The 13,930-nt window shown below is 36.3% G+C and carries 15 protein-coding genes; 12 read left to right on the top strand and 3 right to left on the bottom strand.

Annotation, left to right across the window (positions count from 1 at the left end; all coding sequences use genetic code 11):
- Positions 1-67: 67 nt before the first annotated feature.
- The 3 genes from murC to RT228_RS03195 all read left to right on the top strand — a co-directional run bounded on the left by murC (position 68) and on the right by RT228_RS03195 (position 3,041).
- Complete coding sequence (gene murC, locus RT228_RS03205) at positions 68-1,429, top strand: UDP-N-acetylmuramate--L-alanine ligase (protein WP_006262074.1); 1,362 nt, start codon at positions 68-70, stop codon at positions 1,427-1,429.
- A gap of 165 nt (positions 1,430-1,594) precedes the next feature.
- Entirely contained in the window at positions 1,595-2,287 is a 693-nt protein-coding gene (radC, locus tag RT228_RS03200) for a RadC family protein (RefSeq protein WP_313138440.1), read from the top strand.
- Positions 2,288-2,342: 55 nt separating this feature from the next.
- Positions 2,343-3,041 carry a YjjG family noncanonical pyrimidine nucleotidase gene (locus RT228_RS03195; protein ID WP_313138439.1) on the top strand — a complete coding sequence of 233 codons (699 nt, stop codon included), beginning with the start codon at positions 2,343-2,345 and terminating at the stop codon, positions 3,039-3,041.
- Between the two features lie 14 nt (positions 3,042-3,055).
- Here RT228_RS03195 and RT228_RS03190 read toward each other — a convergent pair whose 3' ends face one another.
- Positions 3,056-4,333 carry a replication-associated recombination protein A gene (locus tag RT228_RS03190; protein ID WP_006262072.1) on the bottom strand — a complete coding sequence of 426 codons (1,278 nt, stop codon included), beginning with the start codon at positions 4,331-4,333 and terminating at the stop codon, positions 3,056-3,058.
- A 737-nt stretch (positions 4,334-5,070) separates the two neighbouring features.
- Here RT228_RS03190 and RT228_RS03185 point away from each other — a divergent pair.
- Positions 5,071-5,814 (top strand): rhomboid family intramembrane serine protease, encoded by a 744-nt coding sequence (locus RT228_RS03185; protein WP_006259502.1) that lies wholly within the window; start codon positions 5,071-5,073, stop codon positions 5,812-5,814.
- A gap of 22 nt (positions 5,815-5,836) precedes the next feature.
- Here RT228_RS03185 and RT228_RS03180 read toward each other — a convergent pair whose 3' ends face one another.
- Together RT228_RS03180 and rlmB are read right to left on the bottom strand one after the other, a co-directional pair.
- A complete protein-coding gene (locus tag RT228_RS03180) occupies positions 5,837-6,883 on the bottom strand; it encodes a hypothetical protein (protein ID WP_006264736.1) in 1,047 nt (348 codons plus the stop codon).
- Between the two features lie 3 nt (positions 6,884-6,886).
- Complete coding sequence (rlmB, locus tag RT228_RS03175) at positions 6,887-7,621, bottom strand: 23S rRNA (guanosine(2251)-2'-O)-methyltransferase RlmB (RefSeq protein WP_006259500.1); 735 nt, start codon at positions 7,619-7,621, stop codon at positions 6,887-6,889.
- Positions 7,622-8,082: 461 nt separating this feature from the next.
- On the opposite strand from rlmB, the gene rpsL reads away from it, so the two are divergent.
- The 8 genes from rpsL (at position 8,083) to rplB (ending at position 13,928) form a co-directional block, all read left to right on the top strand.
- Positions 8,083-8,463 (top strand): 30S ribosomal protein S12, encoded by a 381-nt coding sequence (gene rpsL, locus RT228_RS03170; protein ID WP_002987523.1) that lies wholly within the window; start codon positions 8,083-8,085, stop codon positions 8,461-8,463.
- Between the two features lie 25 nt (positions 8,464-8,488).
- Positions 8,489-8,965, top strand: coding sequence for a 30S ribosomal protein S7 (gene rpsG, locus RT228_RS03165; RefSeq protein WP_006259499.1), 477 nt, complete (start codon positions 8,489-8,491; stop codon positions 8,963-8,965).
- Positions 8,966-8,986: 21 nt separating this feature from the next.
- A complete protein-coding gene (gene fusA / locus RT228_RS03160; protein WP_006259498.1) occupies positions 8,987-11,122 on the top strand; it encodes an elongation factor G in 2,136 nt (711 codons plus the stop codon).
- A gap of 12 nt (positions 11,123-11,134) precedes the next feature.
- Entirely contained in the window at positions 11,135-11,440 is a 306-nt protein-coding gene (rpsJ, locus tag RT228_RS03155; protein WP_006259497.1) for a 30S ribosomal protein S10, read from the top strand.
- Positions 11,441-11,552: 112 nt separating this feature from the next.
- Positions 11,553-12,170 carry a 50S ribosomal protein L3 gene (gene rplC, locus RT228_RS03150; protein WP_006259496.1) on the top strand — a complete coding sequence of 206 codons (618 nt, stop codon included), beginning with the start codon at positions 11,553-11,555 and terminating at the stop codon, positions 12,168-12,170.
- Positions 12,170-12,799 carry a 50S ribosomal protein L4 gene (rplD, locus tag RT228_RS03145; protein WP_006259495.1) on the top strand — a complete coding sequence of 210 codons (630 nt, stop codon included), beginning with the start codon at positions 12,170-12,172 and terminating at the stop codon, positions 12,797-12,799. Before rplC ends, rplD begins: the two co-directional genes overlap by 1 nt.
- A 7-nt stretch (positions 12,800-12,806) precedes the next feature.
- Positions 12,807-13,097 carry a 50S ribosomal protein L23 gene (rplW, locus tag RT228_RS03140; protein ID WP_006259494.1) on the top strand — a complete coding sequence of 97 codons (291 nt, stop codon included), beginning with the start codon at positions 12,807-12,809 and terminating at the stop codon, positions 13,095-13,097.
- Positions 13,098-13,103: 6 nt separating this feature from the next.
- Positions 13,104-13,928 (top strand): 50S ribosomal protein L2, encoded by an 825-nt coding sequence (gene rplB / locus RT228_RS03135; protein WP_006259493.1) that lies wholly within the window; start codon positions 13,104-13,106, stop codon positions 13,926-13,928.
- Positions 13,929-13,930 lie beyond the last annotated feature (2 nt).

Here is a 13,930-nt window from a genome sequence, read left to right as displayed (position 1 = left end):
GAATTTCATATTGTTATTTAAATTGTAATTTTACAACTAGTAGAATTGACAGTAAAAAACTTATATAATGCGTATACATTTTATCGCAATCGGAGGAAGTGCAATGCACAATTTGGCATTAGCCTTACATGCAAAAGGAGATATTGTAACAGGTAGTGATGACACTATATTTGAACCTTCTAAGTCTAGATTAGAGGCTAAGGGATTATTACCAAAAGAAGAAGGGTGGTTCCCAGAGAAGATAACAGAAGAGATAGACGTTATTATTCTAGGGATGCATGCTAAGGGGGATAACCCAGAATTGCTAAAAGCAAAAGAATTAGGACTGACTATTTATTCTTACCCTGAGTTTATCTACGAACATTCTAAGAATAAAACACGTGTAGTGATAGGTGGGTCTCATGGTAAGACTACCATTACTTCTATGATATTACATGTGATGCATTATCATAATGTAGAAGTAGATTATCTAGTAGGGGCACAGTTAGAAGGCTTCGATAGAATGGTAAACCTTACTTCAGATAATGAATTTATGTTGATAGAAGGTGATGAATACCTATCATCAGCATTAGATCTTCGTCCTAAGTTTCATATCTACCAGCCGAATATCGCCTTGTTAAGTGGTATCGCATGGGATCATATCAATGTATTCCCAACTTTTGAAAACTATGTAGAGCAGTTTAAGATTTTTATTGGAAAGTTAGTGAATGGAGGAATCTTAGTGTATAACGAAGAAGACGCTGTGGTAAACCAACTGGTAGAAGAAGCTACTAATCCGATTAGAAAGATACCTTATACTACACCTTCTTATACTATCGAGAATGAGCAGACTTACTTAGATACGAATGACGGGCCTATGCCGTTAGAGGTTTTTGGTAAGCACAACCTTAGTAATATAAGTGGAGCGAAGTGGATCTGTCAGAATATGGGGATAGATGAAGAAGATTTCTACGAAGCTATCGCATCATTTAAAGGAGCGTCTAAGAGATTAGAGAAGTTAGTAGAGACTGAGCAGACAGTAATCTATAAAGACTTTGCACATTCACCGAGTAAAGTTATCGCTACAACAGAAGCAGTGAAGGCACAGTACCCAAATAAGAAAGTAATCGCTTGTCTAGAGCTACATACATATAGTAGTCTTAACTCTGCCTTCTTATCACAGTATGAAGGAGCGTTAGCTAAAGCAGACGAAGCTGTAGTATTCTATTCTTTAGATGCGCTAAAGATTAAGAATATGCCAGAGATCTCTCAAGAGCAGATGCAAACTGCATTTAATAGACCTGGATTAGCTACGTATACTAACGCTGCTGATTTCAAACAATATTTAGAGCAATTAGACTTAAGCAATACTGTATTGTTATTCATGAGCTCAGGTAACTATGGTGGATTAGATATGCAAGCTTTTAGTGAGAAAGTAAAGAATAAATAGACGGCATACGTCATTATTATAATACTATTAAAGAGGTTATCAAGTACAGCTGTATTTGATAACCTTTTTTTGTTTGAATACTGACTGCTTTTTAATAGAAGCTTTATATAGAATAACTGCATTAGGTTTAGTTTTTGTACGATAGAATAGTATAAAACAATGACTATGGAACACCAAAAGATCACGATCAAACAATGGGCAGAAGATGATAGACCTAGAGAAAAGCTAATGCTGAAGGGAAAGACTTCCTTAAGTGATGCCGAACTATTAGCGATACTCATAGGTTCAGGGCATAGAGAGGAGTCTGCAGTAGAGCTGTGTAAGCGTATATTAGCGATGTATAATAATAATCTAAGTGTATTAGCGAAACAGAGTATCTCGAAGCTCACTGCGTTTAAAGGAATAGGAGAAGCGAAGGCTATTGCGATTATTGCGGCTTTAGAGATAGGGCAGAGAAGGAGATTAAGTGAGCGTATAGAAGAACCTATCATCACTACTAGCAGTGATGTGTTTGAACTGATTAATCCTATCATAGGGGATCTAGAACATGAGGAGTTTTGGGTGTTATATCTGAATAACTCTAATAAAGTTAAGTTTAAATCGCCATTGAGCAAGGGGGGAATCACAGGTACTGTAGTAGATATAAGATTGTTGTTTCAGACAGCATTAGAGCAGAAGGCTGTCGGGATAATCTTAACGCATAATCACCCTAGTGGTAAGGTCAAGCCTAGTGATGCAGATATACAGATCACTAAGAAGATTAAAGAAGCAGGGCGTATTATGGACATACAGTTACTAGATCATTTGATTATTACGGAATACAGTTATTATAGCTTTGCAGATGAGAGTATTTTATAAGTAGATTTAGTTCTAAAATACCTACTTTTGTAATTCAAACAAAAGATTATAAAAAATGGGAGTAAAAAGCTTAACAAGTAAGACAGATATCTTTTTTGATTTAGACCATACCTTATGGGATTTTGAGAAGAACTCTGCTTTAGCTTTTAATGATGTTATTGAAGAATTAAAATTACCTTTTAGCACAGAGGCTTTTCTAAGCCACTATGTTGCAATCAACAATGAGTATTGGGACAAGTATAGTCTAAATCAGGTAAGTAAAGAAGAGCTTAGAATAGGGAGAATCAGAGATACCTTTGCTAAGTTAGGGTATCAGTCTACTACAGAAGAGATGTTGCTACTAGGGGGTAATTATCTAAAGGCTATGCCTAATCATAATTATTTATTTGATGGTGCGATAGAAGTATTAGACTACTTACAAGACAAATATAAACTTCATATTATTACTAACGGTTTTAATGAAGTGCAAGGCAAAAAGTTAGATCGATCAGGGATATCAGGTTATTTTCAGACAGTGACTAATTCTGAAATGGCAGGAGTGAGTAAGCCAAATCCTGAGATATTTAACTACGCTTTAGATAAAGCAAAGGTAGGAGTGAAAGACTCCGTGATGATAGGTGATAACTTCTTAGCGGATATAGAAGGAGCGCTAGGCGTAGGAATGGATGCAATCTACTACAGCCAATCTAAAGAAAAAGTAATACCTCAGATCTATCACGTACAGAAATTAATAGAACTAAAAGACCTGCTATAAGCAGGTCTTTCTATTTAATAGTTGTATTTAAATTGCCATCTGTTGCGTAAGAACTCTCGAGTGCTATTCTCTCTATTGTTTACACCAGGCTCATAGAGTACAGTGCCCTCTAGTTCGTCTGGTAGGAATTCTTGTTCTACGAAGTTATTTGTATAGTCATGAGAGTATAAGTACTCTTTGCCATACCCTAGTTCTTTCATTAGTTTAGTAGGTGCATTCCTTAAGTGTATAGGTACAGATAAGTCGCCTGTTTGTTTGACGAGTTGTTGTGCTTTGCCTATCGCTAGATAGGTAGAGTTACTCTTAGGGGATGTAGCTAGATAGATAGCACATTGACTAAGTAGTATTCTACTCTCAGGGTATCCTATGACAGATACAGCCTGGAAGGTATTGTTTGCCATAATGAGTGCTGTCGGATTAGCATTCCCGATATCTTCTGATGCAGCTATAAGTAATCTTCGTGCGATGAACTTCACATCTTCACCACCCTCTATCATTCTTGCCAGCCAATATACAGCCCCATTAGGATCACTACCTCTGATAGATTTGATAAAAGCAGATACGATATCATAGTGCTGCTCACCAGTCTTATCATATAGTACAGTATTCTTTTGTACTACTTGCATTACGCGTTCATTGGTGATTTCTATCTCGTCATCATGAGTAGCATTGATGATAAGCTCGAAGGTGTTTAGTAGCTTACGACCATCTCCACCTGATATTCTAAATAGAGCTTCTGTCTCTGTCAGGGTTATCTTTTTCTTTTTTAAGAATAGATCTTTATTCATAGCGCGCTCTAGGAGGTGCTGTAAGTCTTCTTTTGTAAACGCATTAAGCGTATAAACTTGACATCTAGAGAGAAGAGCAGGGATAACTTCGAAGCTCGGATTCTCTGTAGTGGCACCGATTAGTGTTACCCAGCCACGCTCTACTGCAGCTAGTAGAGAGTCTTGTTGAGATTTACTAAAGCGGTGTATCTCATCGATGAATAGGATAGGGTTCCTAGCAGTGAATAGACCACTGTTAGACTTTGCCTTCTCGATTACTTCTCTGATATCTTTAACCCCTGAGTTAATTGCGCTCAATACATAGAAGGGTCTCTCGCTTTCTTTTGCGATAATCTCTGCCAGAGTAGTTTTGCCTGTACCTGGAGGTCCCCAAAAGATTAAGGATGGGATAAACCCAACTTTTAACTGATTCGTTAAGATACCATTCTCTCCCACGAGGTGTTCTTGACTGACATAGTCACTCAGTGTATGTGGGCGTACTCGTTCTGCTAAAGGTGCTTCCATTATCGTAATTAAATCTCTTCTCACAAAAATACAATCTCTTTTTTAGATAACGATGTTTTTCAGTAATGGAATGTTTAAGGCGCAGTAGTTATTGATTAGAGCATGAATATCTGTGCATAAGCTAATGTTGATGTTTATTCTTACTTGAAGGAGAATGCGGGGAGTATAGAAGAAGTATTCTTGGACAAAGGGCTTCTCTAGTCCAGTATTCATTGCTTATTGTCCTATTATTGTCCAAGGAATTCAAATTAAGAGCCTATTTTACTAGGTTGGCGGTATGTTTTCAATATTTTGTTTTTTAAGGGGTGTTGTGTAATTGGTTGATATTTAGTCTTTTGTTTGTTTTGTTGAATAAAAAAAATGATTTGTTTTTTTACTGATTTAGGGATTATGGACTTGTTTTAGACCCTTTTTCAAATAAAAAGAGGTAATGATATTGTTTATTATCCTTTTTTAGACCTGAATATGTGATTATAAATAAAAAAGTGAATTGCTTTTTTTAGAGGTTAGTTACTGTATAGAGTTGTTTGTAAGGAGGGTGATATTCTTTTCAATGCTAAAATGGTGTGAATGAAAAAACAATTCGTTATAAAATGAGTTATATTTAACCTATATAAAATTTGAGTACTATGTATAATAGCCTTTCATTACAAGGGGTGTTTATGGATAGGTTTGGTATAGGGAGTAAATATGCACCTTATATAGTAAGATGTACTTAAGGAGAAAGGAATGAATATATGAGTAAAGAGAAATTACCTCCATTATCTATTAATCTAATTTTACTACCCTTATTCGTCGTTGTACTGATATGGGGAGTGTATTGGATGGATTGGAATAATTTTTATGAGTTACACGAGTATGGCGTATTGCCGAGAACGGTAGTGGGGTTAAGGGGAATTGTGTTTAGTCCTTTTATACATGGTGGGATAAAGCATTTGTATAATAACTCTATAGCCCTCTTTGCACTGCTATTAATGTTGCAGTATTTTTATAAGAAACAAGCGTTGGTGGTACTGATCTTAGGGATTCTGCTATCAGGTTTCGGTACATGGTTGATGGGTAGAGATAGTTATCATATCGGTGCTAGTGGATTAGTCTATGTGCTAGTGAGCTTTATGTTCTTTAAGGGAGTACAGACGCGATATTATAGACTGATGGCATTATCGCTGGTTATCGTAGTGCTATATGGGGGTACGGTGTGGTATATGTTTCCCCATGTAGAGAGCGGTATTTCGTGGGAAGGACATTTGAGTGGTTTTTTGACAGGATTGATTCTTAGTTTTGTAGTTTCATCTCCTGAGCATATAGAGCAGGGGTATAAGTATGAGTGGCAAGACCCTAACTTTGATCCTCAGTCAGACCCCTTTATGAGGTGCTTCGATGAGCATGGCAACTTTATTATCATACCGAAACAAAAGAAGAGTAAAGATCCTTATAGAAAGACATTACCAGTACTGATCTCTCAGTATCAAATTAGATAACGATATAAACTATAAAAGCACCTTAGAAGGTGCTTTTATAGTTTTTGACTACGAAGTCTATTGCTGTTTCGAGTATCTCTCCCATATTTTTACAATATTTGAAAGACTTCTCGTGAGTTAATTTGTGTAAGGACATTTTTAACTCTTCTACATGTTCTGGAGTAGAGACTGTATCCTGTATCATCACGTGGATTAGTTCGTCTAGTCTCTCTTTATTACTCAGTACTCTTCTTACGATCACAGATCTCACTTCTCGTCGATACTGTTCTATCGAAGTATGTTTTAGTTTCTCTAATACCATCTTCACGATAGTATAGTTCTCTTTAAAGAACTGAGGAAGGTAGAACTTGAGGTTGCCTTCATAGTTCTGCTGATCGAAGTCGATAGCTCTGATTCTATAGACTACCTGATCGAAGTCATGAGTAGGTATAATGACGAAATTATAAGATCTCATATCACCCAGTAGACCGATCATACAGCGTTCATTAAACTTGACAAACTCTTTAGCGATCTGTGATTTTTCACTTTCAGTACATTTAGGTAGGTGATTTGTGATAAATACATCAGCAGGTATACCTAATATGTGTTCTTCTATTAAGGTGTCATTGTGTACGAGATAATTCATCGTATTCGGAGACAGCATCTCTTCTAGTTCTAATCCGTATATGCGTGAGGCATCGGCTCTCTTTACATAGAAGTTGGTGATATTGTCATTGAGTATATTTCGAACTTTCACTCGGAATGGTTTAGAATTACCAAACGAACAAAAGTCAATATGATCAATAGTTAGATACTGTAGTGTCTCGATGTCACCATCAGAGTGAAGTAAGGTATATATCTTAGTAAGGCTAGCTTCTATCTCTTTATACTCGAACTCTGGATAATATACACGTAACCACAGTGTATCATTACCGTTGCTGTCCTCGATATTGATATAACCACTGAATCGCAATAAGTCATCATAGATCACACTAGTTTTAGTAGTGCGCTTATACTTGGTTAAGTATGCCATGAACTCATCGCTAACAGGGTAGTTAGGCTTCTTTAATAATACCTTTACGTCTTTCAAATCTTATCTTCTTTGTCTGATTGTTTCGTATAAAAATGCTCCACACGCTACAGATACGTTTAGTGAATCTATTGTGCTAAACATCGGTAACTTTGCTTTCTCGTCTATGATTTTAAGTACAGATGGGTTGATACCTTTATCTTCACTTCCCATAATGATGGCTACAGGCACATTTAGGTCTACATCATAGATTTCTTTTTCTGCTTTCTCTGTTGCACCTAGTGTTATTACACCAGACCCTTGTAGATAGAATACAGCGTCCTTAATATGGTCTACTTTACAGATAGGAATATTAAATACAGCACCCGCAGATGTTTTTACTGTATCTCCGTTTACCGGAGCAGCTCCATTCTTAGATATAATGATACCATCTGCACCACAGCATACAGCTGTACGTATAATAGCACCGAAGTTACGAGCATCTGATATCTGGTCAAGGATGACGAAAAGAGGTTTCTCTTTTTTCTCTAATACACCTTCTACTAGTACTTCTAATGAAGTAAAAGAGATAGGGGAGATATTCGCTACAGCTCCTTGATGGTTTTTATTAGTTAGTTTATTTAGTTTCTCGATTGGTACATAAGAGAAGTTTACGTTGTTCTTCTTTAGTGTCTTAAGAAGAGAACTCATTAACTCTCCAGAAGCTTCTTTCTGTATGAATACCTTATCTATATCTTTTCCTGCTTCTATGGCTTCGATGATTGCACGAATACCAAATATCTGATTGTCCTGTTCCATGGGGCAAAGTTACTTAATAATATAATTTAAAAAACGTGCAAAGATAGATTTTAAGTATTTGGATTTAATGGTATTTATAAAAATATTAGATAGTATATACTATAATGTATAATAAGAGGTGTGCTGTTGTGTTATAAAGCTGTAAAGAGGAATGTTTTTTGTGGTGATGTATAAAAGGGAGAAGAGTGCTAAGGTTTATTTTTTTTGGTGTTATTGAATAGTGAAAGAGAAGATTTAGAACAAATGCTGGATTACTAAAAAGGGAGAGAAATAATGTTGATAACTTTTGAATAACTATCGTATAAAGAGAAAAAAAGAGGTAAAAGGAGAATTGTTGATAAAAAAAATTAATTATGTTGAAAATTAATGCTTTGAGGTTTGAATAAATAAAAAATAGTTATACATTTGCAACCCCGTATATAGTGCGGAATAATATATTGTAGAAATTATTAATAAACATTATGCCAACAATTCAACAATTAGTAAGAACAGGGAGAACCCAATTGACTAAGAAGAGTAAATCGGTTGCTTTGGATTCTTGTCCTCAAAGAAGAGGAGTTTGTACGCGTGTTTATACTACTACACCTAAAAAACCAAACTCTGCAATGCGTAAAGTTGCAAGGGTACGTTTAACAAATGGTAATGAAGTAAACGCATACATCCCAGGAGAAGGACACAATTTACAAGAGCACTCGATAGTATTAGTTAGAGGTGGAAGGGTAAAAGATTTGCCAGGTGTTAGATACCACATCGTACGTGGAGCTTTGGATACTGCTGGAGTAAACGGTAGAACACAAAGAAGATCTAAATACGGAGCAAAACGTCCTAAAGACAAAAAATAATCGTTTAAACGTTTAAGAAGAAGACATGAGAAAAAGACAGGCGAAAAAGAGACCTCTTTTACCAGATCCAAAATTTAATGATCAATTAGTTACGCGTTTTGTAAACAACTTAATGTGGGACGGTAAGAAATCAACAGCTTTTAAAGTATTCTATGATGCTTTAGAGATCGTTGAGGAGAAAAAACAAGATGAAGAAAAATCTTCATTAGAAATTTGGAAAGATGCATTAACTAATGTTATGCCACACGTAGAAGTTCGTTCTCGTCGTGTAGGTGGAGCTACATTCCAAATTCCAATGCAAATTCGTCCAGATAGAAAAATTTCTATGGCGATGAAATGGATGATTTTGTATGCGAGAAAAAGAAATGAGAAATCTATGGCTGGAAAATTAGCGTCTGAAATCTTAGCTGCTGCTAAAGAAGAAGGAGCTGCTGTTAAAAAGAGAATGGATACTCATAAAATGGCTGAAGCTAATAAAGCATTCTCTCACTTTAGATTTTAATCCATACAGAAACTATATACAATGGCAAGAGATTTAAAATATACAAGAAACATTGGTATCGCTGCACACATCGATGCTGGTAAGACAACAACTACAGAGCGTATTTTGTTCTATACAGGTAAAAACCACAAAATGGGAGAGACTCACGAAGGATCTTCTACAATGGACTGGATGGAGCAAGAGGCTGAAAGAGGTATTACTATTACATCAGCAGCTACTACATGTACTTGGAATTTCCCAACAGTTCAAGGTGCTAAAATACCTGAATCTATGGAGTACCACTTCAATATTATTGATACTCCTGGACACGTTGACTTTACTGTAGAGGTAAACCGTTCTTTACGTGTATTAGATGGATTAGTATTCTTGTTTAGTGCAGTTGATGGTGTTGAGCCTCAGTCTGAAACTAACTGGAGATTAGCTGATAATTATAAAGTTCCACGTATGGGGTTCGTTAATAAAATGGACCGTCAAGGAGCTAACTTCTTAGCAGTATGTCAACAAGTTAAAGATATGTTGAAATCTAACGCTGTGCCAATCGTTTTACCTATTGGTGATGAGGCTGATTTCAAAGGTATCGTTGACTTAGTGAAAAACCGTGCAATCGTATGGCATGATGAGAATCATGGTTCTACTTTTGACGTTGTTGAGATCCCTGCAGAGATGGTTGACGATGTAAAACAATACAGAGGTCAATTAATCGAAGAGATTGCTGCTTATGATGAAAATCTTCTTGAGAAATTTATGGAAGATGAGGACTCAATCACAGAGGACGAAATCCACGTAGCTTTACGTGCTGCTACTCTTGATATGAGCATCATCCCTATGACTTGTGGATCTTCATTCAAAAATAAAGGTGTTCAGTTCATGTTAGACGCTGTATGTCGTTACTTACCTTCTCCAATGGATAAGGAAGCTATCGAAGGTACAGATCCTGATACTGAAGAGCCAATCGTACGTAAGCCATCGGTTACTGAGCCGTTCGCTGCATTAGCATTTAAAATTGCTACTGACCCATTCGTAGGTCGTTTAGCATTCTTTAGAGCTTATTCAGGACACTTAGACGCTGGATCTTATGTATTGAATACTCGTTCTGGAAACAAAGAGCGTATTTCTCGTATCTACCAAATGCACGCTAACAAACAAAACCCGGTTGAATATATTGAGGCTGGAGATATTGGAGCTGCAGTAGGATTTAAAGATATCAAAACTGGAGATACTTTATGTGATGAGAAAAAACCTATCGTATTAGAAAGTATGATATTTCCAGACCCAGTAATCGGTATCGCTATTGAGCCAAAAACAAAAGCGGATATGGATAAAATGGGTACTGCTTTAGCTAAATTAGCTGAGGAAGATCCAACTTTTACAGTTAAAACTGACCAAGCGTCTGGACAAACTGTAATCTCTGGTATGGGTGAGTTACACTTAGACGTATTGATCGACCGTATGAAACGTGAGTTCAAAGTTGAAGTTAATCAAGGAGAGCCACAAGTTGAGTATAAGGAAGCTCTTACACGTGAAGCACAACATAGAGAAGCTTATAAAAAGCAATCTGGTGGACGTGGTAAGTTTGCTGATATCGTATTCAAAATGGGACCTGCTGATGACGTTGATGGAAAACCATTCGTTGGATTACAGTTCGTGAATGAAGTTAAAGGTGGTAACGTTCCTAAAGAATATATCCCTTCTGTAGAGAAAGGATTTAGAGAGGCGATGAAACAAGGACCTTTAGCTGGATTCGAAATGGATTCTATGAAAGTAACTTTAACTGACGGTTCTTACCACGCGGTTGACTCGGATGCATTATCGTTCGAATTAGCTGCTAAAATGGGATACAAAGCTGCTGCTAAAGCTGCAGGTGCGATCATCTTAGAGCCTATCATGAAGTTAGAAGTATTGACTCCTGAAGAAAACATGGGTGATATCGTTGGAGATTTGAACCGTCGTCGTGGACAAATCAACAGCATGGATGATAGAGCTGGATCAAAAGTTGTTAAAGCTTCTGTTCCATTATCAGAAATGTTCGGATATGTAACTACATTAAGAACATTATCATCTGGTAGAGCAACTTCTACAATGGAGTTCTCTCACTACTCTGAAACACCATCAAACATTTCAGAGGCAGTAATCACTAAAGCAAAAGGTAACGCTTAATTTTAGAGTAAAATGAGTCAAAAAATCAGAATAAAATTAAAATCTTACGATCATATGTTGGTTGATAAATCAGCAGAGAAAATCGTAAAAACTGTAAAAAGTACAGGAGCAGTAGTAACTGGACCTATTCCATTACCTACTCATAAAAAAATCTTTACTGTTCTTCGTTCTCCTCACGTGAACAAAAAAGCAAGAGAGCAGTTTGAGTTAAGTTCATACAAAAGATTGTTAGATATCTATTCTTCATCTTCTAAAACTATTGATGCTTTAATGAAATTAGAGTTACCAAGTGGAGTTGAAGTTGAAATCAAAGTGTGATAAATAACAAGATTCAATAAGAATATCAAAGGCTAAGTATTGGTGTTATAGTCACCAATACTTAGTTCTTTTAGAAAATAAAATAAAATTTTATAATTAATAATTAATATTTATGTCTGGGTTAATTGGTAAAAAAATCGGCATGACTAGTATTTTCGATGAGAATGGAAAAAACATTCCATGTACAGTAATCGAAATGGGTCCTAATGTCGTTACCCAAGTCAGAACCATTGAGGTTGACGGGTATGAAGCGTTACAACTTGGTTTCGATGACAAGACAGATAAACATGCTACTAAAGCTGAGTTAGGTCACTTTAAAAAAGCTGGAACATCTGCTAAGAGAAAAGTTGTTGAAATCAAAGATTTTGCTGGAGAGTATAAATTAGGTGATGTGATCACTGCAGATTTATTCATAGAAGGTGAATATGTAGATGTACAAGGTGTATCTAAAGGAAAAGGATTCCAAGGGGTTGTAAAACGTCATGGTTTTGGTGGAGTTGGTCAGGTAACTCACGGTCAAAAGAACCGTTTAAGAGCGCCAGGATCTATTGGAGCTTCTTCTTACCCATCAAGAGTATTCAAAGGAATGCGCATGGCAGGAAGAACTGGAGGAGTAAATGTAACAGTACAAAACCTTAGAGTTTTAAAAGTAGTAGCTGATAAAAATCTACTTGTGGTTAAGGGAGCAATTCCAGGACACAAAAACTCTTATGTAATCGTTCAGAAGTAATGGAAGTAAAAGTTTTAGATATCACAGGAAAAGATACTGGTAGAAAAGTTGAGCTTTTAGATTCAGTATTCGGTATAGAACCAAATAATCACGCAGTATATCTTGATGTTAAACAATATTTAGCAAATCAAAGACAAGGAACTCACAAAGCTAAAGAAAGAGCTGAGATCTCTGGAAGTACGCGTAAGATTAAAAAACAAAAAGGAACTGGTACTGCAAGAGCAGGAAGTATTAAATCGCCAGTTTTCCGTGGAGGAGGAAGAATCTTCGGGCCAAGACCAAGAAGCTACTCTTTCAAATTAAACAAAAGTTTAAAACGTTTAGCGAGAAAATCTGCTTTCTCTATCAAAGTGAAAGAATCAAATTTAATCGTAGTTGAGAACTTTAATTTCGAGGCTCCAAGCACTAAGAATTTCATCAACGTATTGAAAGGTTTAGGATTGGAAAATAAAAAATCTCTATTTGTGTTTGGTGAATCAAATAAAAATGTATATTTGTCATCACGCAATTTAGGGAAGGCTGCTGTTGTAACTAACTCTGAATTAAGTACTTACAGTATTTTGAATGCTGGAAGTTTAGTGTTAACTGAGGGTTCTGTAGCAGGAATTGTAGAAAATTTAAGTAAATAATAGGAACATGAGTGTTTTAATTAAGCCTATAATTACAGAAAAAATAACTAAAGACGGCGAAACTTTTGGCCGTTTTGGGTTTGTTGTTGATAGAAAAGCGAACAAAATTGAAATTAAAAAAGCAGTTGAGGCTGCTTATGGAGTTTCTGTTGTTAACGTGAATACTATGAACTATGCTGCAAAGCGTTCTGTTAAGTACACGAAAAGTGGAATGATCAACGCTAAAACTAATGCTTACAAGAAAGCAATAGTTGAATTGAAAGAAGGAGATAGTATAGACTTTTATTCAAATATCTAATAAATAATGTCAGTTAGAAAATTAAAACCTATTACCCCAGGTCAGCGTTTTAGAGTTGTGAATAGTTTTGACGCTATAACAACTGATAAGCCGGAGCGTAGTTTACTAGCACCGAAAAAAAAATCTGGAGGTAGAAATAGTCAAGGAAAAATGACCATGCGCTACATGGGTGGTGGTCATAAACAAAGATACCGTATAGTTGATTTTAAAAGAACTAAAGTTGGTATCCCAGCTACTGTTAAGTCAATTGAGTATGATCCAAACCGTACAGCATTCATCGCTTTGATTGCTTATGTAGATGGAGCTAAATCATACGTTATTGCACAAAGCGGTATGAAAGTTGGACAAACTGTAGTTTCAGGAGTAGATGCGTCACCAGAAGTTGGTAATGCAATGCCTTTAAGCAAAATTCCTTTAGGAACTGTTATATCTTGTATCGAATTACGTCCTGGACAAGGAGCAGTTATCGCTCGTTCAGCAGGTACTTTCGCTCAGTTAGTTGCTAGAGATGGTAAATATGCTACTATTAAAATGCCTTCTGGAGAGATCCGTTTGATTTTATTAGAATGTATGGCTACTATCGGAGCAGTGTCTAACCACGATCACCAATTAATCGTTTCTGGTAAAGCAGGTAGATCAAGATGGTTAGGTAGAAGACCTAGAACTAGACCAGTAGCAATGAACCCAGTAGATCACCCAATGGGAGGTGGAGAAGGTCGTTCGTCAGGAGGACACCCACGTTCTAGAAACGGGATGCCTGCTAAAGGGTACAGAACTCGTTCTAAAGTTAAGTCGAGTAATAAGTATATCGTTGAACGTAGAAAGAAATAAAA

Source organism: Myroides sp. (assembly GCF_032073645.1).
Lineage (GTDB): Bacteria > Bacteroidota > Bacteroidia > Flavobacteriales > Flavobacteriaceae > Flavobacterium > Flavobacterium odoratimimum.
The sequence above is the reverse complement of the archived record's forward strand: the minus strand, read 5'-3'. Positions and strand labels throughout refer to the sequence as shown.

Coding starts and splice junctions, on each gene's coding strand:
- RT228_RS03185 (WP_006259502.1), top strand. CDS start 5,071: ATGAGTAAAGAGAAATTACCTCCATTATCTATTAATCTAATTTTACTA.
- rpsJ (WP_006259497.1), top strand. CDS start 11,135: ATGAGTCAAAAAATCAGAATAAAATTAAAATCTTACGATCATATGTTG.
- RT228_RS03195 (WP_313138439.1), top strand. CDS start 2,343: ATGGGAGTAAAAAGCTTAACAAGTAAGACAGATATCTTTTTTGATTTA.
- murC (WP_006262074.1), top strand. CDS start 68: ATGCGTATACATTTTATCGCAATCGGAGGAAGTGCAATGCACAATTTG.
- rlmB (WP_006259500.1), bottom strand. CDS start 7,621: ATGGAACAGGACAATCAGATATTTGGTATTCGTGCAATCATCGAAGCC.
- fusA (WP_006259498.1), top strand. CDS start 8,987: ATGGCAAGAGATTTAAAATATACAAGAAACATTGGTATCGCTGCACAC.
- radC (WP_313138440.1), top strand. CDS start 1,595: ATGGAACACCAAAAGATCACGATCAAACAATGGGCAGAAGATGATAGA.
- rpsL (WP_002987523.1), top strand. CDS start 8,083: ATGCCAACAATTCAACAATTAGTAAGAACAGGGAGAACCCAATTGACT.
- rplW (WP_006259494.1), top strand. CDS start 12,807: ATGAGTGTTTTAATTAAGCCTATAATTACAGAAAAAATAACTAAAGAC.
- rplB (WP_006259493.1), top strand. CDS start 13,104: ATGTCAGTTAGAAAATTAAAACCTATTACCCCAGGTCAGCGTTTTAGA.
- rpsG (WP_006259499.1), top strand. CDS start 8,489: ATGAGAAAAAGACAGGCGAAAAAGAGACCTCTTTTACCAGATCCAAAA.
- rplD (WP_006259495.1), top strand. CDS start 12,170: ATGGAAGTAAAAGTTTTAGATATCACAGGAAAAGATACTGGTAGAAAA.
- RT228_RS03190 (WP_006262072.1), bottom strand. CDS start 4,333: ATGGAAGCACCTTTAGCAGAACGAGTACGCCCACATACACTGAGTGAC.
- rplC (WP_006259496.1), top strand. CDS start 11,553: ATGTCTGGGTTAATTGGTAAAAAAATCGGCATGACTAGTATTTTCGAT.